General features: G+C 65.4%; 21 protein-coding genes. 14 read left to right on the top strand and 7 right to left on the bottom strand.

Annotation, left to right across the window (positions count from 1 at the left end):
- Positions 1 to 4: 4 nt before the first annotated feature.
- Genes HA052_RS10850 through HA052_RS10910 form a run of 14 tightly spaced genes read left to right on the top strand, consistent with a single transcriptional unit; the run spans position 5 to position 12861 of the window.
- On the top strand, positions 5 to 364 hold the full coding sequence (locus HA052_RS10850) for a 3-hydroxyacyl-ACP dehydratase FabZ family protein (protein ID WP_166451949.1): 360 nt from the start codon (positions 5 to 7) through the stop codon (positions 362 to 364).
- Positions 361 to 1110 (top strand): glycosyltransferase family 2 protein, encoded by a 750-nt coding sequence (locus tag HA052_RS27625; RefSeq protein ID WP_240937338.1) that lies wholly within the window; start codon positions 361 to 363, stop codon positions 1108 to 1110. The genes HA052_RS10850 and HA052_RS27625 overlap by 4 nt, the downstream gene beginning before the upstream one ends.
- Positions 1107 to 2015 carry a lysophospholipid acyltransferase family protein gene (locus HA052_RS27630; RefSeq protein ID WP_240937339.1) on the top strand — a complete coding sequence of 303 codons (909 nt, stop codon included), beginning with the start codon at positions 1107 to 1109 and terminating at the stop codon, positions 2013 to 2015. The genes HA052_RS27625 and HA052_RS27630 overlap by 4 nt, the downstream gene beginning before the upstream one ends.
- Positions 2016 to 2063: 48 nt before the next feature.
- Entirely contained in the window at positions 2064 to 3602 is a 1539-nt protein-coding gene (locus tag HA052_RS10860) for an HAL/PAL/TAL family ammonia-lyase (RefSeq protein WP_166452039.1), read from the top strand.
- Positions 3602 to 4048: an acyl-CoA thioesterase gene (locus tag HA052_RS10865; RefSeq protein ID WP_166451950.1), complete on the top strand. Its 447-nt coding sequence runs from the start codon at positions 3602 to 3604 to the stop codon at positions 4046 to 4048. The genes HA052_RS10860 and HA052_RS10865 overlap by 1 nt, the downstream gene beginning before the upstream one ends.
- A gap of 2 nt (positions 4049 to 4050) precedes the next feature.
- Positions 4051 to 4680 carry a LolA family protein gene (locus HA052_RS10870; RefSeq protein ID WP_166451951.1) on the top strand — a complete coding sequence of 210 codons (630 nt, stop codon included), beginning with the start codon at positions 4051 to 4053 and terminating at the stop codon, positions 4678 to 4680.
- On the top strand, positions 4680 to 7025 hold the full coding sequence (locus HA052_RS10875; protein WP_166451952.1) for an MMPL family transporter: 2346 nt from the start codon (positions 4680 to 4682) through the stop codon (positions 7023 to 7025). Before HA052_RS10870 ends, HA052_RS10875 begins: the two co-directional genes overlap by 1 nt.
- Positions 7019 to 7570: a DUF3261 domain-containing protein gene (locus HA052_RS10880; protein ID WP_166451953.1), complete on the top strand. Its 552-nt coding sequence runs from the start codon at positions 7019 to 7021 to the stop codon at positions 7568 to 7570. The genes HA052_RS10875 and HA052_RS10880 overlap by 7 nt, the downstream gene beginning before the upstream one ends.
- The gene (locus tag HA052_RS10885; RefSeq protein WP_166451954.1) at positions 7567 to 8748 is read left to right on the top strand and encodes a beta-ketoacyl-[acyl-carrier-protein] synthase family protein; all 1182 of its coding nucleotides are present in this window, start codon (positions 7567 to 7569) and stop codon (positions 8746 to 8748) included. The genes HA052_RS10880 and HA052_RS10885 overlap by 4 nt, the downstream gene beginning before the upstream one ends.
- Positions 8745 to 9203: a hotdog family protein gene (locus HA052_RS10890; RefSeq protein ID WP_166451955.1), complete on the top strand. Its 459-nt coding sequence runs from the start codon at positions 8745 to 8747 to the stop codon at positions 9201 to 9203. The genes HA052_RS10885 and HA052_RS10890 overlap by 4 nt, the downstream gene beginning before the upstream one ends.
- The gene (locus HA052_RS10895) at positions 9200 to 9925 is read left to right on the top strand and encodes a 3-ketoacyl-ACP reductase FabG2 (protein WP_166451956.1); all 726 of its coding nucleotides are present in this window, start codon (positions 9200 to 9202) and stop codon (positions 9923 to 9925) included. Before HA052_RS10890 ends, HA052_RS10895 begins: the two co-directional genes overlap by 4 nt.
- Positions 9925 to 11148: a beta-ketoacyl-ACP synthase gene (locus HA052_RS10900; protein WP_166451957.1), complete on the top strand. Its 1224-nt coding sequence runs from the start codon at positions 9925 to 9927 to the stop codon at positions 11146 to 11148. Before HA052_RS10895 ends, HA052_RS10900 begins: the two co-directional genes overlap by 1 nt.
- Before the next feature lie 19 nt (positions 11149 to 11167).
- Positions 11168 to 11635 (top strand): hypothetical protein, encoded by a 468-nt coding sequence (locus tag HA052_RS10905; protein WP_166451958.1) that lies wholly within the window; start codon positions 11168 to 11170, stop codon positions 11633 to 11635.
- Positions 11636 to 11637: 2 nt separating this feature from the next.
- Positions 11638 to 12861: a beta-ketoacyl synthase N-terminal-like domain-containing protein gene (locus tag HA052_RS10910; protein ID WP_166451959.1), complete on the top strand. Its 1224-nt coding sequence runs from the start codon at positions 11638 to 11640 to the stop codon at positions 12859 to 12861.
- A 15-nt stretch (positions 12862 to 12876) separates the two neighbouring features.
- Here HA052_RS10910 and HA052_RS10915 read toward each other — a convergent pair whose 3' ends face one another.
- The 7 genes from HA052_RS10915 to HA052_RS10945 all read right to left on the bottom strand — a co-directional run bounded on the left by HA052_RS10915 (position 12877) and on the right by HA052_RS10945 (position 21222).
- On the bottom strand, positions 12877 to 13308 hold the full coding sequence (locus tag HA052_RS10915) for an excinuclease ATPase subunit (protein WP_206118867.1): 432 nt from the start codon (positions 13306 to 13308) through the stop codon (positions 12877 to 12879).
- A gap of 198 nt (positions 13309 to 13506) precedes the next feature.
- Complete coding sequence (locus HA052_RS10920) at positions 13507 to 13827, bottom strand: hypothetical protein (RefSeq protein ID WP_166451960.1); 321 nt, start codon at positions 13825 to 13827, stop codon at positions 13507 to 13509.
- 232 nt (positions 13828 to 14059) lie between these two features.
- Positions 14060 to 14437 carry a hypothetical protein gene (locus tag HA052_RS10925; RefSeq protein ID WP_166451961.1) on the bottom strand — a complete coding sequence of 126 codons (378 nt, stop codon included), beginning with the start codon at positions 14435 to 14437 and terminating at the stop codon, positions 14060 to 14062.
- 340 nt (positions 14438 to 14777) lie between these two features.
- Positions 14778 to 15110, bottom strand: coding sequence for a hypothetical protein (locus tag HA052_RS10930; RefSeq protein ID WP_166451962.1), 333 nt, complete (start codon positions 15108 to 15110; stop codon positions 14778 to 14780).
- 37 nt (positions 15111 to 15147) lie between these two features.
- Entirely contained in the window at positions 15148 to 15657 is a 510-nt protein-coding gene (locus tag HA052_RS10935) for a hypothetical protein (protein WP_166451963.1), read from the bottom strand.
- A gap of 39 nt (positions 15658 to 15696) precedes the next feature.
- Positions 15697 to 16125, bottom strand: coding sequence for a hypothetical protein (locus HA052_RS10940; protein WP_166451964.1), 429 nt, complete (start codon positions 16123 to 16125; stop codon positions 15697 to 15699).
- Between the two features lie 42 nt (positions 16126 to 16167).
- Positions 16168 to 21222: a phage tail protein gene (locus tag HA052_RS10945; RefSeq protein ID WP_166451965.1), complete on the bottom strand. Its 5055-nt coding sequence runs from the start codon at positions 21220 to 21222 to the stop codon at positions 16168 to 16170.
- Position 21223 lies beyond the last annotated feature (1 nt).

The raw sequence follows: 21223 nt of genomic DNA on the forward strand, positions 1-21223 counted from the left end.
CGCAATGACCCCCTCGCAGGCTTTCACGCCCCCTTATTCCGTGTTGGAACAGACGGAGGACGCCTGCCGCGTGTCCATCCCGCTGGCGGCGGACGCGGCCTGCTTTGACGGCCATTTTCCCGGCTTCCCCGTGCTGCCCGGCGTGGTGCAGCTGCATTGGGCGGCGCGCATCGCCGCCCGGACTCTGGGCAGCGCCGGCGTTTTCGCCGGCATGGATCAGATCAAATTCACCGGCATCGTCCGGCCGGGCGACGCCTTGGAACTGGTGTTGCAACTGGACGCGGCCAATGGCCGCCTGAATTTCGTCTATGAAGTGGCGGGCCGGAAAATGTCCTCCGGTCGGCTGCGGATGCAAGCGCAATGAGCTTCCGTCCCTGTCTGATCATTCCCTGCTACAACCACGGCTCCACCATGGGCGGAGTCTTGGAGCGGCTGCGGCCTTACGGCGTGCCCGCCTGGGTGGTGGACGACGGCAGCGAGGAACCCACCCGGCAGATGCTGGAGGCGCTGGCGCGCGCGGAGCCTTGGGTGCGTCTGCTGCGTTTGCCGCGTAACGGCGGCAAGGGCGCCGCGGTCATGCATGCGATGCGGCTGGCCTACCGAGAGGGCTACAGCCACGCTTTGCAAGTGGACGCGGACGGCCAGCACGCGTTGAGCGACGTGCCGCGTTTTTTGGCGCGGGCGGCGGAGCGGCCCGACGCGGTGATCGCCGGCCGTCCCTTGTACGACGCCAGCGTGCCCAAAGCTCGTCTATATGGCCGCTATCTGACCCATTTCTGGGTCTGGATTGAAACGCTGTCCTTCGATATCGCCGATTCCATGTGCGGCTTCCGCTGCTACCCGTTGGCGGCGACGGAGGCTTTGCTGCGGCGAACCCGCATTCCGCGGCGGATGGATTTCGACATCGAGATCATCGTGCGTCTGCATTGGGCCGGCGCGCCGGTGCTCAACCTGCCGACCAGGGTGACGTATCCGAGCGGCGGCCTCTCCCATTTCGACGCCCTGCGAGACAATGCCCGCATCAGCCTGATGCACACCCGGCTGGCCTTGGGCATGCTGCCGCGCGTGCCGCGCTTGCTGCGCCGTCGCTGGCGCGAGGCGCGCGCATGAGCTGGGCGGCCACCGCGGAGCGCGGCTCGCTGCTGGGCATGAAAATCCTGCTGGGCTTCTACCGCCTGCTGGGCGCGCGCTCGGTGCGGCTGCTGCTCTATCCCATCGTCGCCTATTTCTTTCTCACCGGCCGCGCCGCGCGCGCCGCCTCGAGGGATTTTCTGCGGCGCGCGCGCGCCGACGACGGCGATCCGTCGCCCGTCCGCGCGCTGGACGTCTACCGCCATCTCTACAGCTTCGCCGAAGCCGCCGCCGACAAAATGGCGGCCTGGGCCGGAGGCCTGCCGCCGGAGGCGGTGGAGGCGCCGGGCAGCGACGATATGCGGGCGCTGTTGGCGAGAGGGCGCGGGGCGCTGCTGGTGGGCTCGCACCTGGGCAATCTGGAAATGTGCCGGGCGCTGGGACACGCGGCCGGCGCGCGCAGGGTCAACGCCGTGGTCTACACCCGGCACGCCGCGCGGTTTTCCCGTTTGCTGGCGGCGGCCAGCGGCGACTACGCCGTCAACCTGATCCAGGTGCAGGACATGGGCGTGGACACCGCCATCCTGCTCAAGGACAAGATAGACAACGGCGAGTGGGTGGTGATCGTTGGCGACCGCACCCCGGCCAGCGACAATGGGCGAGTGCAGCGCGCCGAGTTCCTGGGCGGCTCGGCCGCCTTCGCGGAAGGGCCGTGGATTCTGGCCAGCCTGCTGGAGTGTCCGGTCTATTTGCTGTTCTGTCTCAAACGGCAGCGGCGTTACCACATTACGCTGGAGCCGTTCGAGGAACGGCTCCGCCTGCCGCGCCGCGAGCGCGGCGAGGCCCTGCGGCGGACGATTCAGCGTTACGCCGATCGCCTGGCCTGGCATGCGCGGCGCTCGCCGCTGCAATGGTTCAATTTTTACGATTTCTGGCGCGCTTAGCCGGAAGCGACAGCTGCCGCGTGGCGCGGCGAGAAAGAGTCCGTAGTGATGAAGAGCAAGGAGGCGCTCAGCGTGGGCGCCGGACGTTTGACGATTGAAGACGTGTGCGCGGCGGCGCAGGGACAAGTGCAAGTGGAGTTGGCCGGCGGCGCGTTTCCGGAACGCATCGAACGCGGCGCCGCCTTCCTGGCCGGCCTGCTGGCCGAGGGCGGCGAAGTCTACGGCGTCAACACCGGTTACGGCGACAACTGCACGGTGACGATTCCCGCCGCGCTGGTGGCGGAGCTGCCGCTGCATCTGACGCGCTACCACGGCTGCGGCCTGGGCGACTACCTGGATGAAGCGTCCACGCGCGCGGTGCTGCTGGCCCGGCTCAACTCCCTGTCCCAGGGCGTGTCCGGCGTGCGCTGGCTATTGCTGCAAAGACTGGCCGCCCTGCTGTGGCACGATGTGCTGCCGCTGATTCCGGCCGAGGGCTCGGTGGGCGCCAGCGGAGATTTGACGCCGCTGTCCTATGTGGCCGCCGTCTTGTGCGGCGAGCGCGAAGTGTGCTACCGGGGCCAAGTGCGGCCGGCGGCGGCGGTGCTGGCCGAACTGGACCTGCCGCCGTTGACGCTGGCGCCGAAAGAAGGGCTGGCCTTGATGAACGGCACGGCGGTGATGACCGGCCTGGCCTGCCTGGCCTTCGCCCGCGCCGAATACCTGACCCGGCTGAGCGCGCGGCTGACCGCGCTGTCCTGCCTGGCCTTGAAAGGCAATCGCGGCCATTTCGCGCCGGAGCTGTTCGCGGTCAAGCCGCATGAAGGCCAGAACCAGGTGGCCGCCTGGATCTACGCCGATCTGGACGACGGCGGCGAAGCGCGCGAACAGATCCGCCTGCAAGACCGTTACTCCATCCGCTGCGCGCCGCACATCATCGGCGTGCTGCGCGACGCCTTGCCCTGGCTGCGCCGCGACATCGAGAACGAACTGAACAGCGCCAACGACAACCCCATCATCGATCCGGACCTGGAGCGGGTGTTGCACGGCGGCCATTTCTACGGCGGCCATATCGCTTTCGCCATGGACGGCATGAAAAACGCGGTGGCCAATCTGGCCGACCTGATGGACCGGCAACTGGCGCTGCTGGTGGACACCCGCTACAACCACGGCCTGCCGCAGAATCTGTCCGGATCGCGCGGCGAACGGGCGGCGATCAACCACGGCTTCAAGGCGGTGCAGATCACCGCCTCGGCCTGCGCGGCGGAAGCCTTGAAGCTGACCATGCCGGCCTCGGTGTTCTCCCGCTCCACCGAATGCCACAACCAGGACAAGGTCAGCATGGGCACCATCGCCGCGCGCGACGCGCTGCGCGTGTTGCAGCTGACCGAACAAGTGGCGGCCTGCCTGACGCTGGCGGCGGCGCAGGGCGTGCGCTTGCGGCGGCAATCCGGCGAACTGGATATCAGCCGGCTGCCGCCGGCGCTGGGCGATTTCGTGGCCGAACTGGAGACGCTGTCCCCCTTCCTGGACGAGGACCGCCGTCAGGACGGCGAACTGCGCCTGGCGATAGAGCGGATTCAGCAACGCGCCTGGAGCCTGTACTGATGGCGGTGGAAGCCAAGGCGGCCGCGTCTTTGCCGGCGGCGGAGATCGAAATCGAGATTCCCTTCCACGACGTGGACGTGCTGCACGTGGCCTGGCACGGCCATTACGTGAAGTACTTCGAACTGGCGCGCACCGCGCTGCTGCGCAGCTTCGACTACGACTACCCGCAGATGTGCGATTCCGGCTACGCCTGGCCGGTGACCGAGTGCTATCTGAAATACGTGCGCCCGGCCCGCTACGGCCAGCGGGTGATCGCGCGCGCGCAACTGACGGAATACGAAAACCGCCTCAAGGTGGTTTACCAACTGCGCGACGCCCTCAGCGGCGAAAAACTGACTCAGGGCCACACCGTGCAAGTGGCCTTGGACCTGGCCGACGACATGGCGCTGCAGTTCGTCACGCCGGCGGTGTTGTGGAACAAACTGGGCATCCCATGCGAGGAATGACGATGTTGAAACCGTGGACGCGCCGCGCAGGCGGCTTGCTGGCGCTCTTGCTGGCCGGGCTTGCGCCGCTGGCGCAGGCCGAGGATTTGCTGAGCCAGATTTCCAGAAAACTGGCGGCGAATTCGGTCTTGCACGCGGATTTCGCGCAGAGCCGGCAGATGGCCGCCTTGAAAAAGCCGCTGCAGTTGTCCGGACGCATGGTGTTGTCGCGTGAAAACGGCGTGATCTGGTCCATCGTCAAACCGTATCAACTGGGCTATGTGATGACGCCCAAGGGCGTGAGCGAACTGCTGCCCGACGGCAGCCGCCGCGAGCGGGCCAGCCGCGACATCCCCGGCATCGGCTCGGTGGAGGGCTTGTTCCGCGGCTTGCTGGCCGGGGACAGGAATTTGCTGCAGCAGCACTTCGCGGTGGAGGCCAAGGGCAGTCCCGCCGCCTGGACCCTGTTGCTGAAGCCCAAGCCGGGGCCTTTGCAAAAAGGCCTGGGCGCGGTGGAGCTTGCCGGCGCCGCGCAGCTGGAACGCGTGTCGCTGACCGAGCCCGGCGGCGACAGCACACAGATCCGCTTCAGCCGGATTGATGCGCAAAGCCCGCTGAGCGCCGAGGAAAGCCGCTTGCTGGGAGGGCGTTGATGCGCAAGCGCTTTTATGGCTGGCTGGCGCTGATGCTGCTATGCCTGGCCTCGCTGCTGCCCTATCTGGGGCGGCCCTTGCCGGTGCAGACCAATATGCTGGCGATGCTGCCGGACGACGCGCGCCAACCCGAGGTGGAGCGCGCCTTGGCGCAACTGGCGGCCAAGGCGGGCGAGCGCCTGGTGGTGATGGTGGGGCATCGCGATCCGGCCCAGGCCAGCCGCCTGGCGGAACAGGCGGCCGCCCGGCTGCGCGCCCTGCCGGCCTTGCGCTCGGTGCAAGGGAAAATTGGCGACCTTGACCCGGCGCGCCTGTTGCGGCCTTACGCCCCTTACCGCCACGGCCTGTTGACCGACGCCGACCGCGAGGGGCTGCGGCAAAACCCGCAAGCGTATCTGGAAACCCTGTTGCTGCGCCGCTTGAGCCTGCCGGGACAGGGCGCCTTCGGCCTGCCGCTGGCGGAGGATCCCTTCGGCCTGTTCGGTAATGTGTTGGCCGCGCTGCCTATGGCCAAGTCGTCGTTGCAGATCAAGGACGGCTGGCTGGCGACGGAGCGAGACGGCGTGTCCTGGCGCTTGCTGAGCGCGCCCTTGAACGGCGACGCTTACGATCCGGCGCTGCAGCAAGTCCTGAGCCGCGAAGTGGCGGAACTGCGCACGCTGGCGGAGGCCGGCGGCGGCCAGCTGGCCGCCACCGGCGCGGTGCTGTTCGCCGGCGAGGCGCGCGGCGGCGCCGAAGCGGAAATGAACAGGATAGGCAGCGTGTCGATGGCGGCCGTCATCGGCCTGATGTTGCTGGTGTTCCGCCGGCTGCGCCATCTGGCCTTGTCCGGCGCGGTGATCGCCGCGGGCACGCTGACGGCGGTGGCCGCCACCCTGGCGGTGTACGGCCAGTTGCACTTGCTGACCCTGGTGATGGGCGCCAGCCTGATCGGCGTGGCGATAGACTACTCGACCCATCTGTTCGCCAGCCAGTTGCAAGACGGGCCGGATTGGGACGTGGAGCGAGCGCTGGCCGCCATTCATCCGGCCATCCGCATGGGGCTGCTGACCACCTTGCTGGGCTACGGTGCGCTGGCTCTGCTGCCGTTTCCGGGGCTGCGCCAGATCGCCTTCTTCTCCAGCGCCGGCCTGGTCGGCGCCTATCTGACCGTGCTGTGGTGCGTGCCTTGCTTTGTGCGTCAGGCCGCGCCGGCGTCGGCGCGGGGCATTCTGCCGCCGATAGGCCGCGCTTTCGGCCGTTACTGCCAATTCATGCGCGGCCGCCGCCTGGCCGCGCTCTTGCTGGCGCTGGGCGCGCTGTCGCTGCCGGGGCTGGCCCGATTGCAGGCGGACGACGATGTGCATCAGTTGATTCGGCCCTCGGCTGAGTTGCTGGCGCAGGAACACTTGATTCGAGAGCTGGCGGGGCAGGGCAATAGCCGCCAGTTCTTCCTGCTGGAAGCACCCAGCGAAGCCGCCTTGCTGCGCCTGGGCCGGCAGTTGGACGGCCGCCTAGACGCCTTGGTGAGCGCCGGCCAGCTGCAAGGCTATCAATCCTTGTCCAGCTTGCTGCCGCCGCCGGAGCGGCAACAGGCCGACCACGCGCTGCTGCAAGACGCAATGCGACACGCCGGCCGGCAAGTGCTGCAGGACGCCGGTGTGCGCGACGAGATCGCCGGCGGCTATCTGGCCGGCCTGGCGCGGCCGGGGCCGTCCTTGACGGCGGAAACGCTGCTGGCTCAGCCGCTGGCCGCGCCGCTGCGCCACCTGTGGCTGGGACGGCACGACGGCGTCTGGCGCATGGCGGTGATGCCGGGCGACTTCCGCAAGCTGGACGCTTTGCGGCAAGCGGCGCAAGGGCTGGACGGCGTCACGCTGGTGGACAAGGCCGCCAGCGTGTCCGAACTGTTCCGCCAGTTCCGCGAGGCCTCCACGCTGATGTTCGCGTTGTCGCTGCTGGCCATCGTGGCGCTGATGCAGCGCCGTTACGGCTGGCGGCGCGCGCTGCTCTTGGCCGCTCCGGTCAGCCTGGCGGTGCTGTTCACCCTGGGCGCGCTGGGCTGGCTGGGCGTGAGCGCCAATCTTTTCGTCGTGCTCGGCTTCCTGATGGTGCTGGGCGTGGGCGTGGACTACGCGATCTTCGTGGAGGAGGGCCGCCGTCATCATCAGCAGGCGGCGTTGCTGGCGGTGGGGCTGTCGGCCTTGACCACCTTGCTGTCCTTCGGCTTGTTGGCCGCGAGCGCCACCCCCGCGGTCAGCAGCTTCGGTTTGACTCAATTGATAGGCGTGGGCCTGGCGGTGCTGCTGGCGCCTATGGTGACCCTGTTCAAGACCGGGGACGCGGGAAGGGCCGAGTCATGTTGAAACTGCTGCCCCTGCTGTTCTTGCTCGCCGCTTGCGCCGGCGGCGGCCATTGCGTTCGCCTGCCGCAAACCCCGGCCTACTGTCTGCGGCAACCCGCCGAGACTTATAACGCCAGCCAGTTGGTGACGGCGAGCGGCAGCGGTTTTCGCGAACTGTCCTTGCTGCAGCTGGAGGCCGATGGGCAGCGGCTGTCGCTGGCGGCCTTGTCGCCGTTGGGCCAGCCCTTGCTGAGCGCCGGCTGGGACGGCCGACGCTGGAGCGCGAGCTCGCCGTTCGGCCACCGGGTCAGCGACCAGGGGCCGGCGATGCTGGCCCTGGTGCAATGGCTGCACCTGCCCGAGGCCGCCGTTCTGGACGGCTTCGGCCGCGCGCCCGCCTGGTGGCTGCACGCGGCGGACGGCCAGCGTCGGCTGATGAACGGCGACCAAACCCTGCTGATCGACGCGCCGACGCCCAAGGGACGGCGCGTCCGGCTGCCGCAGCTGGGCATGACGCTGGAGATCGAATCCTTGGCGGTGATGGCGCCGGAGGCGGAGGCTCAATGACGGTTTATCTGAACGAATTGGCGATGATCAACGCGCTGGGCCGCGAGCTGCCGGAGATCCACCGGCGCTTGCTGGCCGGCGACTGCGGCGGCATGTGCGAGGAGGCCGGCGCGGTGGTGGGCCGGGTGGCGGGCGCGCTGCCGGAGATCCCGGCTGAGCTGGTCCGCTACGACAGCCGCAACAACCGGCTGCTCCTGGCCGCGCTGGAGCCCTTGCGCGCCCGCGTGGAGGCGCTGGCCGCGCGTTACGGGCGTCATCGGATCGGCGTGGTGCTGGGCACCAGCACCTCGGGCATCCTGGAGACGGAACTGGCGGTCGCCGCCGAGGCGGCCGGGCAGGTGCGGCCGGAGCGCTACGATTACGCACAGCAGGAAATGGGCAGCCCGGCCTTGTTCCTGGCCGAGCTGTTGCGGCTGGACGGCGTCGCCTATGTGGTCTCCACCGCCTGTTCCTCCAGCGCCAAGGCGGTGGCCGCCGCCGCCCGCTTGTTGTCGCAAGGGCTGTGCGACGCGGTGATTTGCGGCGGGGCGGACAGCCTGTGCCAGCTGACCCGGCAGGGCTTCGCCGCCCTGGAGTCCGTCAGTCCCGTCTTGTGCCAGCCGATGAGCGCGCGACGCCACGGCATCAATATCGGCGAGGGCGCCGCCTTGTTCATCGCCAGCCGCGAGCCGGGCCCGGTGGCCTTGCTGGGCTACGGCGAAAGCAGCGACGCCTGGCATATGTCGTCGCCGCACCCGGAAGGCCGCGGCGCGGAGGAGGCGATGCGGCGGGCCTTGCGAATGGCCGGCGCGGAGGCGGCCCAGGTGGGGTACGTGAATCTGCACGGTACGGCCACCGTCAAGAATGATGAAATGGAAAGTCTGGCGATGCGGCGGGTGTTTCCCGACGGCGTGCCGGCCAGTTCCACCAAGCCCTTGGTCGGCCACCTGCTGGGGGCCGCCGGCGCCACCGAGCTGGGCTTCGGCTGGCTGGTGCTGAGCGACAGCCGGCGCCGGCTGCCGCCGCATGTCTGGGACGGCGCGGCGGACCCGGCCCTGCCGGCGCTGAAACTGACGCAAGCCGGCGCTGCGCTGCCCGCGGGGCGGCCGCTGGTGATGAGCAACTCTTACGCCTTTGGCGGCAATAACGTGTCGCTGTTGCTGGCGGCAACAGCGACGGACGAGAACGAACACGCATGATGTTACCGGCTATCACCGAAGTCTTGCCGCACCGCGGCGGCATGTTGCTGCTGGAGGCGGTGCAACGCTACGACAGCGCGGGCCTGGAGGCGCGCGCCACGCCGGACGCGGCGGCATGGTACGCGGACGCCGCCGGCGATATGCCGGCCTACATCGGCATCGAACTGATGGCCCAGGCGGTGGCCGCCTGGGTGGGCCTGACGGCGCGCCAGGCGGGGCTGCCGGTCAAGCAGGGCGTGCTGTTGGGCACGCGTCGTTACCAGCCGGCCTGCGCGACGTTCGCCGCCGGGCGGCCGCTGCGGGTGACCGCCAGCCCGGTCTATCGCGACGAGTCCGGCATGGGGTCCTTCCTGTGCGAGATCGCCTGCGGTGAAGACCGGCTGGCCGAGGCCACCATCAATGTGTTCGAACCGGAAGATTTCGCCTTATTTCTGCAGGAAAGCAGCGCACAATGAAAAAAAGAATCCTGATCACCGGATCCAGCCGGGGCATAGGCCGGGCAGTGGCCTTGCAACTGGCGAGAGACGGCTTCGACGTGGCCATCCACTGTCGCAGCCGCCGTGAAGAAGCGGAGGCCGTGGCAGCGGCCGCCCGCGCGGAGGGCGCGGCGGCGACGCTGATGCAATTCGACGTCAACGACCGCGAGGCCGCGCGCGCGGCCATCGAAGCGGACATCGCCGCCAACGGCGCGTTCTGGGGCGTGGTGCTGAACGCGGGCGTGACCCGCGACAACGCCTTCCCGGCGCTGGAGGGCGAAGACTGGGACCTGGTGGTAAACACCTCGCTGGCCGGTTTCTACAATGTGACCCATCCGCTGATCATGCCCATGGTCCGCGCCCGCAGCGGCGGCCGCGTCGTCACCCTGTCCTCCGTCTCCGGCGTGATGGGCAACCGCGGGCAAGTGAATTACAGTGCGGCCAAAGCGGGCCTGATCGGCGCCACCAAGGCGCTGGCGGTGGAACTGGCCAGCCGCAAGATCACGGTGAACTGCGTGGCGCCGGGCCTGATCGACACTGATATCCTGGAAGGCGCTCCGGTGGACGAGGCCCTGAAAATGGTGCCGATGAACCGGGTGGGGCGGCCGGAGGAAGTGGCCGCTCTGGTGGCCTTCCTGATGTCCGACGGCGCCGCCTACATCACCCGCCAGGTGATAGGCGTGAACGGAGGCATTGTCTGATGCGCCGCGTCGTGATCACCGGCATGGCGGGCATTACCAGCCTGGGCCATGACTGGCCCGCCATCGCGGCCAAGATCCGGGCCGGCCGCAACGGCGTGCGCGCCATGCCGGAGTGGGACGGCTTTCCGGATTTGAACACCCGCCTGGGCGCCCCGGTGGACGACTTCGCGCTGCCGGCCCACTATCCGCGCAAGATGTCCCGCGCGATGGGACGAGTGGCGCAAATGGCGGTGTGCACCACCGAACGCGCCCTGCTGGACGCCGGCCTGCTGCAAGACCCCTGCATCAAGGACGGCCGCATGGGCGTGGCCTACGGCTCCTCGTCCGGCAGCGTGGCGCCGATACAGGCCTTCGGCCAGATGTTGGCCACCGGCTCCATGGCCGGCGTCACCTCCACCAGCTACATCCAGATGATGAGCCACACCGCCGCGGTCAATATCGGCTTGTACTTCGGCCTGACCGGCCGGGTGATTCCCACCGCCAGCGCCTGTACTTCCGGCAGCCAGGCCCTGGGCTACGCCTACGAAACCATACGTTTCGGCCGCTGCGACATGATGATAGCCGGCGGCGCGGAGGAAATGTCGGCCGGCGGCGCGGCGGTGTTCGACACCTTGTACGCCACCAGCCAGCGCAACGACGAGCCGGCGCATACGCCGCGGCCCTTCGACCGCGACCGAGACGGCCTGGTGGTGGGCGAGGGCGCTTGCACCCTGGTGCTGGAGGAACGCGAGCACGCGCTGGCGCGCGGCGCCGCCATCTATGCCGAAATCTGCGGCTTCGGCACCAATTCCGACGGCAGCCACATCACCCAGCCGGAAGCGCCGACCATGGCGCGCGCGATGCGGCTGGCGCTGGACGACGCCGGTCTATCCGCCGGCGCGATAGGCTACGTCAACGCCCACGGCACCGCCACCGACCGCGGCGACATCGCGGAAACCCAGGCCACCGCCGCCGTGCTGGGGCGGGCGCCGATCAGCTCGCTGAAAAGCTATTTCGGCCACACCCTGGGCGCCTGCGGCGCGCTGGAAGTGTGGTTGACGGTGGAAATGCTGCGTGAAGGCTGGCTGGCGCCCACACTGAACCTGGACCGGGTGGACCCCGCCTGCGGCGAACTGGACTACCTGACCGGGGCCATCCGCCGGGCCGATGTCGAATACGCGATGAGCAACAACTTCGCCTTCGGCGGCATCAACACATCCCTGATTTTGAAACAGGCCGGTTAAAGCGGCCAGGAGAGAAAACATGCGTCAACTACGCGCTTATATTGCAGCCCTGCTTTTGGCGATGACCGCCGTTTCCGCGCAGGCCGCGCCGGCCAGCGTGCCGGTGCGCGACGTGACCGACCAACTGGTGGCGCGCATGGACGGCAAGCCGATGACCGCGGACATGCTGCGTCGCGCCATCATCGCCGGCGCCGGCAGCAAGGGCTGGGTGGTGGTGGCCGACGGCGAAGGCAAGCTGCTGGCCAGCCTGGACGTGCGCGGCAAGCATCAGGCCAAGGTGGCCATCAGCTACGGCGCGGACCGCTACAGCGTCAAATACCTGTCCGCCAACAACCTGAACGTGGAAACCAAGAGCGAGAACAAAAACTATAGCGGCGCCGCGGAAAAAGCGCCGGTAGGCACCGTGCTGATCCACCCCAACTACAACCGCTGGGTCTCCATCATGGTGCAAGAGATCCAGGCGTCGGCCAACCAGATCGCGCCTTGAACATGAAGCGTCGCGTCGTCGTCAGCGGCTATGGTCTGGCCAGCCCCATCGGCAACGATGAGGCAACGGCGCTGACGGCCTTGCGCAACGGCCGCAGCGGCGTCGCCGCGCGGCCGGATTTCGCCGAGCTTGGCATGAACAGCCGGGCGGCCGGCGCGCCGCGCCGCGACGACATCGCCTTGCCGCCGCGCAAGCTGCAACGCTTCATGGCGGACGCGGCCCTGTACGGCTGGCACGCCGCCCAGCAGGCGATTGCCCATGCGCGGCTGCCGGCTTCCGTCCTGCAACACCCGCGCACCGGCCTGGTCGTCGGTTCCGGCGTGGGCTCCACGGCCAAGCTGAGCGAGGCGATGGCGATTCTGGCCAGCCGCGGCATTCACCGGCTGACGCCTTATTACGTGCCGCAGATCATGGGCAACACCGTATCCGCCAATCTGGCCACCCATCTGGGCGTCCAGGGGCTCAGCCTGGGCGTGACCTCCGCCTGCGCCACCTCCGCGCACGCCATCGGCTACGCTTTCGAACAGATTCAGTTCGGCAAACAGGATGTGATGCTGGCGGGCGGAGCGGAAGAAGTGAGCTGGCAATCCGCGGTACTGTTCGACGTGATGGGCGTGCTGGCCGACGGCGACGCGTCGACGCCGGACACCGCGTCTCGTCCTTATCACGCTGACCGAGACGGCTTCGTCATCGCCGGCGGCGCGGGCGTGCTGGTGTTGGAGGCGCTGGAACACGCGCTGGCGCGCAAAGCCCCCATCATCGCCGAACTGTCCGGTTACGCCGCCTGCAGCGATGGACACAGCATGGTGGCGCCCAGCGGCGCGGGCGCAGAGCGCTGCATGCGGCTGGCGCTGGCGGACGCCGGTTTGGAACGGGTGGACTACATCAATACCCACGCCACCGGCACGCCGCAAGGGGACCGCGTCGAAATCGAGGCCGTCCGGGCCGTGTTCGGCGCCGAGGCCGTGCCCGCCTTCTCCTCCACCAAGGGCCTGACCGGCCACGCGATCGCGGCGGCCGGCGCAATGGAAGCCATCTTCAGCTTGCAGATGATGCGCCACGGCTTTGTCGCCGCCTCGCCGCAATACGGCGAGCTGGACGATTGCCTGGCCGGTCTGCCGTTCGTTCGGCACGCTCGGCCGGCCCAGTTGGACAGCGTGCTGTGCAACAGCTTTGGTTTCGGCGGCGCCAACGCCTGTCTGGTGTTCTCCCGCGCGGGGCTTTGAGGCCCCGCTTCAGGCTTACTTGAGCACCTGCGCCTTCAGCGCCACGCCCGCCATCAAGAAGCCGCTGCCGCACATATATTCCTTGGCGTTGCTGATCTCCTCAGACTTGTAATAACTGCGGATATTGACCACGGCGGAGCCGTCTTCCTTGCGCGCGCGCTCCTGGAACTCCAGCAGCGCGGAAATGAAGGCGCGTTGGCAGGCGGCGGCGTTGTCCTTGCCGAAGCTATTGGTCTTTTTATTGCTCACCCATTCGCCCAGCACCTTGCCTTTGCCGCCGCGGGCAAAGCGGAAGGCGATGTTCGGGTCCAGCTTTTCCTTGGCCAGATCGCTGTTCAGCGCGTCTTCGATGGACAGCATCAGTTTTTCATCCGCGGCGTGGGCGACGGCGGGCAGCGCCAGCGCGCAGGCCAGCAGCAGAGAGGCGATTCGTTTGTGCAGAGTCATGGGTTTGGCGATTCGGCTGTTAAGAGGCTGATGAACGACGCCGGCGGCGCGCCTGCCGCGCCGCCGCGTCGAATCGAGGCCCCGCAGTGTACTCGCGCGCGCAGCCCATTCCAAAGACAGTATTAACATTGAAACGGCGCGCTTCCGGACGTGGCCTTACTCGCGCGCTGCCGCGGCGTCAGTCCTACGCGGACACTTTCAAGGCTGCGCCTGCAGCGCGTCCAGGCCGTGTTGCAACCACTGCTGCGCCGGTTCCAGCGTCAGATGCAGCACATTGCAGGGGCAGGGCTGTTCCTTGGCCTGCTCCAGCAGCGCCAATACCGCGCGCAGGCTTTCGTGGCCCTTGCGCAGATCGCGTATGGCGCTGCTCAGGCTTTGCTCGCGGGCGTATAGCCGGCTTTCCAGCCGTTTCAGCGAGGCCGGCGCCACGCTGTAGAACGAGCGCAATTCGGAGAGCAGCGCATTCAGGGGAAGAGAGGGAGACAGCAGGGCGCGATAGCGCCGGGTTTGGTGCGTCATCGGAAGGCTCCTATGGCTGGGCCTGCCCTCGCTGCTACGCGGATTTGGCAGGCGGATGACGAGGGTAGCAGACCGGCCATAGCTCCGGCAGGCGCACGAATGCGCCTCCCCGCCAGCGCCTGCCTTTGATAAGGCGGGGACTATGGCGAGGCTATGGCTTTATGAGCTGCTACACCCAAATGCCGCAGAATGAGGCGGCACGCGGCGATTGTTACTGATTGGGGATGGAGGGTCAAGCCAGCGGCTTTGGCGGGGGGCAAGGCCTGCAAGCAGGCGCGGCCGGCGGCTCCGGAGAGAAGTAGCGCCGCCAGAAAGCTTCGCGGCAGGCGTTGTTGAAGCAGATATGGCCGGGCTGGATGGCGTCGCCGGGCGGCTGGCGGACGACTTCGTAACGAATCCAGCACTCGGCGCAGGCGGCCTCGGCCGGGTAATCGTCCTGTTCCGTCGTCCGCTGGATCATTGCGCCATCGTCGAAAACATAGGTGGACTGCTCTGCAACGACCGTATAGCCCTGATCCGTCCAACGGTTCCGGCTTGAGCCGTCCAGGCGCGCGCGGCGCGGGGAGGGCGCGTTCAGGATGGCGTTGACGTAGTTGACCAGATGATTCATGCGGCTGCGGCTTGGACAGGTGCGGAAGGCTGTAATGGTAGGCGCAAACGGAGCGGGGGAGAAGCGGAAGAACAAAACAAAAAAGCCCTGATGGCTCAGGGCTTCAATGTCTGGTCTGGCGGAGAGGGAGGGATTCGAACCCTCGGTACGCTCGCACGTACGCCTGATTTCGAGTCCGATTGTTTTGCTATAATTGTATTAAAATCAACGACTTGCGCCTTTTGCCTACACGCAAGTTACGGCACGCTGCGTCACAGTACTGCTCAGCACAACTGCGCTGAGGCGCGGTTTCGTCACATTTGCTGTTTTCCTCAAAAGTGCGCGGTACAAATCCGCCACATCAAAATGGCTTGGCCGGCCTGCCGTCCATAACCACTCTATAGCGTTCCTTGATCGCGTCTTGAAGCAATGGCACATCTGCCATTCGCGTCTCACCAGCCAGCCCCAGCTGGCGGTATCGTCTCATCACCCCATCCAGGTCAGATATCAGCATCAGCATCCACGTAGCCAACTCAAGCTGCCGGTCATCGGCAGGGAACAGGTCGCCGCATAGCGGCTCAACGCCGCGAAACGATGCGACGATCCGCGCGCCCTGGCCGAGGGTTAAGGTTTTGCTCCGGCCCAGGTGGTCAAACGCGATTGCCGCGCGTTCAAGAATCTCTTCGGGGGGCATGCTGGAATCCGGTTGTGTCCAGATTCCAGCATAGACATCACTCGACGCCGATGCGGTCGCCGGCCAGAATCACCTGGCAGGTGCCGAGTCCTTTTGCAGCTTTGTCGGAGTCGCTGGCGATTGAGTACTGCTCAATCCCAAATCGCTCAAGAGCTGCTGCAAGTTTTTCTCGCTGCGCTCCAGAAAATTCGGCGCTTGCTTCTCCATCACGCTGGCCGGCGCCGGAGGAAGTTTCGGGCAGATTTCCGCCGCCGGCGGGGCGCTGGTCGCGCAGCCGGAGCTGAGCGCGCAGACGAGCAATAGAACCCTGCAATTCAACTTTTCCATTCTCAAGTTCCTCCTGATAAGCGGCCGCGGCCGCGTTGTCGCTGCGAGCTGTTTTTTGCTCAGTGGCCCTGGCCGCTTTCTCTCCTGCCGCCTCCCGCTCCGACGCCTCGGCGCGCTGTGCTGCTGTGTCACGCTCGGCCAGCGCCGACCGGTAATGCCAGCCGGCGAAAAGTAAAACGGCGGCCAATAGCAAGGCCGCCGCAGCTTTGATCCAATTCATGAATAAGCACCTCCATAGAGAAAGGCCGGAAGTCCGGCCTTAAAGGTCTGTCCTGATCCACAGCCACGCACCGGGCGGCCGGTTGCTCTTTGGCATGAGCATCAGGTCAAGGTGATAGCCGCTGTAACCGCCAGTCAGCGTCAGGGCAGGGCGTGCGATGGTGCGGCCCTCGTACTGCAATCCCACTATCTGAGGGCTGGCGCCTACATGCCACCGGCCTGCTGTCTGCCAGCGCGGGCCGAATGCGACAACATGCTCAACCGAGCCGTTCAGCCGGTGCTGCATGTATGCCGCGCCAAGTTCCGGCCCATCTTGCAGCCGTATGTTGAGCGCCACGCCGGCGCCAGGGTCTGCAATGCTTCCGCCTTGCTGCCATCTGGTTGTGGCCGCGATAAGGCTCGGAGTGATTTCGACAGCATGCGCAGATGCTGCAAATACGATCGGCAATAGAAAAGCCAGAGGCTTCATGAGAGTCTCCTATCAAAGGGTGCTGCTGTTGGGAAAAAAGGGTCAGACCCGAACAAGCTTCCAGTCGATGCGGGTGATGTTGATCACCCCGCCTGACGTGCCAGCGCCGTTCCATGTGAACTTGATGTACATCCGGTTATCGATTGGGCTGTTCGCGGCTCCGGCAAGCAAGCCGTCACCGTGCACGACTTCGACCGATGTGTAACCCATCGCCCCGCCGGACTGGCTGTTGCCGCCGGCGATAGTGGCAGAGGCTTGGAACATGTCGGACGAAGCAGTTGACCAGCCGCTGGGCAAGTTCACGCCGGTATCGATAAAGGTGGTCCACGTCCCACTACCACCAACCCAGCCTGAGTTCACCCATGCAACGCCGCTGGCGCGAACGTCCGGAGCAGATACGATGGTGCGGGCGAAATAGCCCGAGCCGTCGAAGTTGATCTGCACCGCGCCGGGGACAAACATCATTGCAGGACTACGGCTTGGGTCGAGGTTGAAATACTTCTGCCGGTCATTGGAATACATGATCCCGGCAGTCACTTCCCCGATGTTGGCCGTGATCGCGGACAACTGACCGACCGCCATGTCACTGGCGGCGACCTGCGACTTTCTCGCCAAGCTTCCCAGTCCGGCCACTCGGTTAACGTCGAGATTCTGGCCAGCGCCGAAAATGATGTTGCCCGCAGTGTCCTTGATTGTAAGGCCGCGCGAATCGATGTGATTGGCCGTGATCGCACCGGCCTGGACCTTGTCGCCGGTGATGCTATTGGCGGCAAGGCGGTCGCCGGTCAACGATCCCACGACGATGTGAGTCGCAGTAATCTGGTTGGCTGCGATCTTGTCCGCCGTGACCGCATTGGCCGCCACTTTATCGGTTGTGATTGCTCCATTTTCGATTAAGGTTGACCCTGAGACACGAGTAACTGAGATCAAGCCAATCACATAGCTACCCGATGTGATGGAGTGCTTGATCCTGATCTGGCCCCAGTTAAATGTGATACTCCTCGGTATTTTCACTGTACTAGAAAATGTCCGATTCCCACTTTGAGACATGGTGAGGTAAACATCATTACCACCACCGTCGAATGACCACCAACTGACTCCAGGCATATGTAACATCACCGCTATGCCGCCTTGAGCCGAATTACCATATATTTCGACCTCTAGGCGATAGGTCGCATCGGGTTCGAGAACGAATTTATTGCTAATAGATTCATTTTGCGAACCGACTTCTAAACGAAGTCTGCGCGTGCTACGTGCCCAGCCGGCAGCAGTATCAACTTCTATTAAGTTGCCTGGCCGTCCCCACCAATCAAGCTGGTAATAATTTGGATCGGGTATCAAACTTTCGCCAGGATTAATTAGCAGTTGATCTGCGGTGATCACGAACTGGGAAACCGTACCGTCATTGAATGCTTGAATGCCTGCCAGCTTCTGCCGTCCGTCACTTTGCGCAGCGCCCAGCACCACCCCCCACTTACTGGAGACCTTGCCGTCCAGCGTCGCCTGGGCTTGCTGGATCTGGGTAACGCTTGCCTCGGTGGTGCCGACACGAGCATTGACGGTTTCAACATTGCTGGAGAGCGCTTGGCTCTTGTCTGCAAGTGTGGTCAGCCGCTCGTCAACAGTGGCTTTGTTGCCGGCGAACTCGGACCGCAGCGACGTCAGGTCGCTGGCCGCGGCCTTGTCGTTCATCGCGGCTTCAACCCAGCTCACCCGCGTCAGCGCGCTGTCGACGTTGGTCTGAAGCAGTGAGCCGAGCGCATTGTTACCGAGTCCCATGGGGCTGCCATTGAGCCAGTCAAACTTCAGCTCTACGCGCGAAGCCGGATCGTTGAATATTTTTCCGGCATACATTTCAAAGCCGCTGCCTTCTCCAACGCCGGCACGGCCAACAAGCAGGTATGCCGATCTGGATTTGAACGCTGGATTCCCGAAGATGGCTTTGCTGGCGCCGACGCGGTAGAGCGCGTCCGGGAAGCCACTTTTCAGACGCCGCGCCCATGCGTCCTCGTCCGTATAGACGAATACGGAAGTTCCTGTAGGCACAGCATTGAGCCAGTTTGCTGCGGCCTGGGCAGACTCGTCAGACTGAAAATCAAATTTGGCCGACGCCACGACGTTTCCCGCTTCATTGATCGTCGCTAGCGTGTAGCCCAGGCCGCCGGCCAAGACCTTCACATCATCGACCCACAGGCCGCTATCACGCTGCGGATCGTTGAATCCGCTGGAGCGCAACAGCATGCGTCGGCGCTGGCCGACGGCTGCTTGCAGCTTTTGGACCGTGGTCGCGCTGGCGGACTCATTCGCCTTTACAAGTGCCTGGTTTGCTGTGCTGACAGCGCTGTTTAGCGGGCCTTGAACATCACCAGCTAACTGCGCCAGCTTGACCTGGCCGACCAGCTTTTCAACAGACAGACCAGACACCTGGGCATCGCCCAGTTGTCCGGTGATCTTCAGCGCGTTGATTGCATCGATCTGCCAGTCCTTCAGCGTCCCGACCACTTTCGAAGCGTCGATGGCTTTGATCATCTCGGCTTCAATCTCGCCTGGCTTGATGCCGCCGGCGACCGATACCGGCGTAACGGCGACCTCGCTGGAGATATTGAGCCCATCCTTTCCGAAGCTATCGTATGCCGCGGCTTTGACATAGTAGGTGGTGCCAGCGGCAAGTTCGGCGCCAGACCACAGCTTATACAGGGTGGTGAAGAAGTCCGGCCCGTCATAGACCAGGCAGTCGTCAGCAGGCGAAAAGCCCGACGTGGCCGACATCCAGATCCGGATGCCGGTAATGTCCGTGTCGGCAGGCTGATTGCATGAGAAAAATGCGGACTTGAAGCCCGGGTTCACCGAGACGCCGGTCAGCACCGCCGGCACTGGGTTGGATGCAACCAAGGTTGCCCAGTTGCCCGAGGCACCGGTCTGGCTGGTGGCGCGCACGCGGAAGACGAGCTGACGCCATGGCCCGCCATCGGCCTTGCCATCCTCCCAGCTGTATTCGAAGCGACGGGCGTCGCCTACCGATGCCGACCTGCGCAGGGTCTGCGGCGTGCCGGCCCACACCTCAACGGTGTAGTTTGCGGCGCCGTCGACGGGGTTCCATTTGATCTTGCAGCTGCGGCCGATGAAAGGTTGCTCCAGCGCCAGGCCGGTGACATCCGCCAACGGCGCGCCGGTGATCTGGTAGGTCACCGGGGTCAGCGTGGACAGGTCTTCTACGCCGCCACCGTGAATGTTGAACGACTGGAACTTGATGTAGACGGTCTTCCCGACCTTGGCCTTGTCGTATGGGAACTTGGCCAGGGCCTGGTCCAGCCGGGCAAACTTACTGCCGGCCGCATGGCTGCTGATGACGGTGCCGTGAGCGCCACGCACCAGATAGCCCAGGTCGTATTGATTCGGCGCGGTCAGCGTCGCGTCGCGGTATGCCAACAGCTCACCATCAACATAGCAGAGGGTAACCAGCTCTTCGGCGTTCTGCTGGGTTGCCGCAAGCAGCGCGCCGCCGGACACGGACAAGTCAACGCGGAGGTTGTTGACGGTGTCAACGCCAGGGCCATTGTCCAGCTTGGAGGCAAGCACGCCATGGCGCGAGCGGCCAACAATACGACCGATGCGCAGATAGGTGGCGTTGTCGTCGGACACCCAAACGTCGCAGCCGCCCCAGTTCTTGCCGCCGGAGGTGGCAATCCAGATCTGCGGCGCGCCGGCCAGCGACAGCGGCGGCTCGAAGATAACGGGCTGGCTCACCGGGCCGGCAGGCATGTTGTAGTTCGACGAATACCCATCCCCGTTTTGCGTCGGATAGCGGGTAGCGCCAACAGAACCCAGCGGCACTTCTTCGGCGCGCACCAGCAGCTCGCCGTCTTCGTCTTCCTCGATCTCGGTAATCCGGACGGGGGTCTTGTCCAGGCCAAGCGCCGCATCGGTCAGGGTCACGAGGTCGGTCGGCTCAAGCAGGGCATACTTCCAGCCCAGGCGGAATTCGTAGCTGTTCCGGACGTACAGGCTGCGCTGCAGGATCTGTTGAGCGACCAGACGAGCGACGCCGGCGTCGGCGACTTCATGCAGCTCGACTTCGAGCGTGCGAAGTCCGAACTGCTCGATGCTGGCCTGATCCTTGGCCTCGGCCACTTCCTCGTTGTAGCTGTTGCCGCGGTTGAAGAACTTCACGCGCACCGAGTTATGAGCATCGGATGCGGCAGCACGGGTGCAGAGGATCGGGTCTTCGCTGCCGCTGGCCAGGAAGTCGTCATCGGTCAGGTCGTAGACCGGGGTCATGTTCGGGGTGAAGGTGACGCCGTTGCCGGATGCCGCCGTGTCGGAATAGGGCACGACCTTGATCTTGCCCTCGCTGAAGTACACGCCGCTGTTGGTCAGACGGAACAGGCGCGCAAGGATCTCGTGCGCGGGCTCTTGCTCGGTGTACGCCGGAGAAATGAACAGTCCGTTCGCGATGCAGAAATCGGAGAAAGGCTTGAGGTCGCCGAATTTGGACGCAGGTACGCCGGCGCCGTAATAGGGGTTCGTGCTGAAGTCGATCACAACGTCGCGCGGGTTGGCGTCGCGGATGTCGTTGGAGAAGCCGAAGCCGCTGTCGATCTCGAACGTCATGTTCGGCAACGTCGGATCTTCACCCAGCTCAAAGACGCCGGTGCCAACATAGGCAGTGCCGCGGTATGCCAGAGCCTGGTCAGGATGGCGGCTTTGGACATAGCCCATGGGCTGCTGGCTGTAGCTGCCATTGAACTGGGACAGGTTCCAGTGATCGATGGTGCCGACCTTCTTGCCGACCCAGGAGTTTGTGACGCTGCGCACCGGGCCCTCGCACAAGCCGAGCTGTATAGCGACTTGGTAGGTATACGAGATCGATTCGACGGTCGTGCCGCCGCCACCGCCGCCTTTGCCGCCGGCGCTTTGTGTGCTGCGGCGCTCAATCGATATGAAGTCGCTGTACCAGATCACGTTGGACGCAACGCGAGCCTTGCCGTAGAGCAAGGGTATGGCCCGGCCATAGGCAGAGGTCTGCATGCGCAGGCTGGACACGACCGGGGCGCTGGTCGAAATCTTGGTGCCGCCCCCTCCAAACATTCCACCCATG

Source organism: Chromobacterium fluminis (genome assembly GCF_011602385.1).
In the GTDB taxonomy this organism is placed as follows: Bacteria; Pseudomonadota; Gammaproteobacteria; order Burkholderiales; family Chromobacteriaceae; genus Chromobacterium; species Chromobacterium fluminis.

Bases quoted from the DNA above. Each gene is read 5' to 3' on its own strand.
- HA052_RS10850 (WP_166451949.1), top strand. From the start codon at position 5: ATGACCCCCTCGCAGGCTTTCACGCCCCCTTATTCCGTGTTGGAACAG.
- HA052_RS27625 (WP_240937338.1), top strand. From the start codon at position 361: ATGAGCTTCCGTCCCTGTCTGATCATTCCCTGCTACAACCACGGCTCC.
- HA052_RS27630 (WP_240937339.1), top strand. From the start codon at position 1,107: ATGAGCTGGGCGGCCACCGCGGAGCGCGGCTCGCTGCTGGGCATGAAA.
- HA052_RS10860 (WP_166452039.1), top strand. From the start codon at position 2,064: ATGAAGAGCAAGGAGGCGCTCAGCGTGGGCGCCGGACGTTTGACGATT.
- HA052_RS10865 (WP_166451950.1), top strand. From the start codon at position 3,602: ATGGCGGTGGAAGCCAAGGCGGCCGCGTCTTTGCCGGCGGCGGAGATC.
- HA052_RS10870 (WP_166451951.1), top strand. From the start codon at position 4,051: ATGTTGAAACCGTGGACGCGCCGCGCAGGCGGCTTGCTGGCGCTCTTG.
- HA052_RS10875 (WP_166451952.1), top strand. From the start codon at position 4,680: ATGCGCAAGCGCTTTTATGGCTGGCTGGCGCTGATGCTGCTATGCCTG.
- HA052_RS10880 (WP_166451953.1), top strand. From the start codon at position 7,019: ATGTTGAAACTGCTGCCCCTGCTGTTCTTGCTCGCCGCTTGCGCCGGC.
- HA052_RS10885 (WP_166451954.1), top strand. From the start codon at position 7,567: ATGACGGTTTATCTGAACGAATTGGCGATGATCAACGCGCTGGGCCGC.
- HA052_RS10890 (WP_166451955.1), top strand. From the start codon at position 8,745: ATGATGTTACCGGCTATCACCGAAGTCTTGCCGCACCGCGGCGGCATG.
- HA052_RS10895 (WP_166451956.1), top strand. From the start codon at position 9,200: ATGAAAAAAAGAATCCTGATCACCGGATCCAGCCGGGGCATAGGCCGG.
- HA052_RS10900 (WP_166451957.1), top strand. From the start codon at position 9,925: ATGCGCCGCGTCGTGATCACCGGCATGGCGGGCATTACCAGCCTGGGC.
- HA052_RS10905 (WP_166451958.1), top strand. From the start codon at position 11,168: ATGCGTCAACTACGCGCTTATATTGCAGCCCTGCTTTTGGCGATGACC.
- HA052_RS10910 (WP_166451959.1), top strand. From the start codon at position 11,638: ATGAAGCGTCGCGTCGTCGTCAGCGGCTATGGTCTGGCCAGCCCCATC.
- HA052_RS10915 (WP_206118867.1), bottom strand. From the start codon at position 13,308: ATGACTCTGCACAAACGAATCGCCTCTCTGCTGCTGGCCTGCGCGCTG.
- HA052_RS10920 (WP_166451960.1), bottom strand. From the start codon at position 13,827: ATGACGCACCAAACCCGGCGCTATCGCGCCCTGCTGTCTCCCTCTCTT.
- HA052_RS10925 (WP_166451961.1), bottom strand. From the start codon at position 14,437: ATGAATCATCTGGTCAACTACGTCAACGCCATCCTGAACGCGCCCTCC.
- HA052_RS10930 (WP_166451962.1), bottom strand. From the start codon at position 15,110: ATGCCCCCCGAAGAGATTCTTGAACGCGCGGCAATCGCGTTTGACCAC.
- HA052_RS10935 (WP_166451963.1), bottom strand. From the start codon at position 15,657: ATGAATTGGATCAAAGCTGCGGCGGCCTTGCTATTGGCCGCCGTTTTA.
- HA052_RS10940 (WP_166451964.1), bottom strand. From the start codon at position 16,125: ATGAAGCCTCTGGCTTTTCTATTGCCGATCGTATTTGCAGCATCTGCG.
- HA052_RS10945 (WP_166451965.1), bottom strand. From the start codon at position 21,222: ATGGGTGGAATGTTTGGAGGGGGCGGCACCAAGATTTCGACCAGCGCC.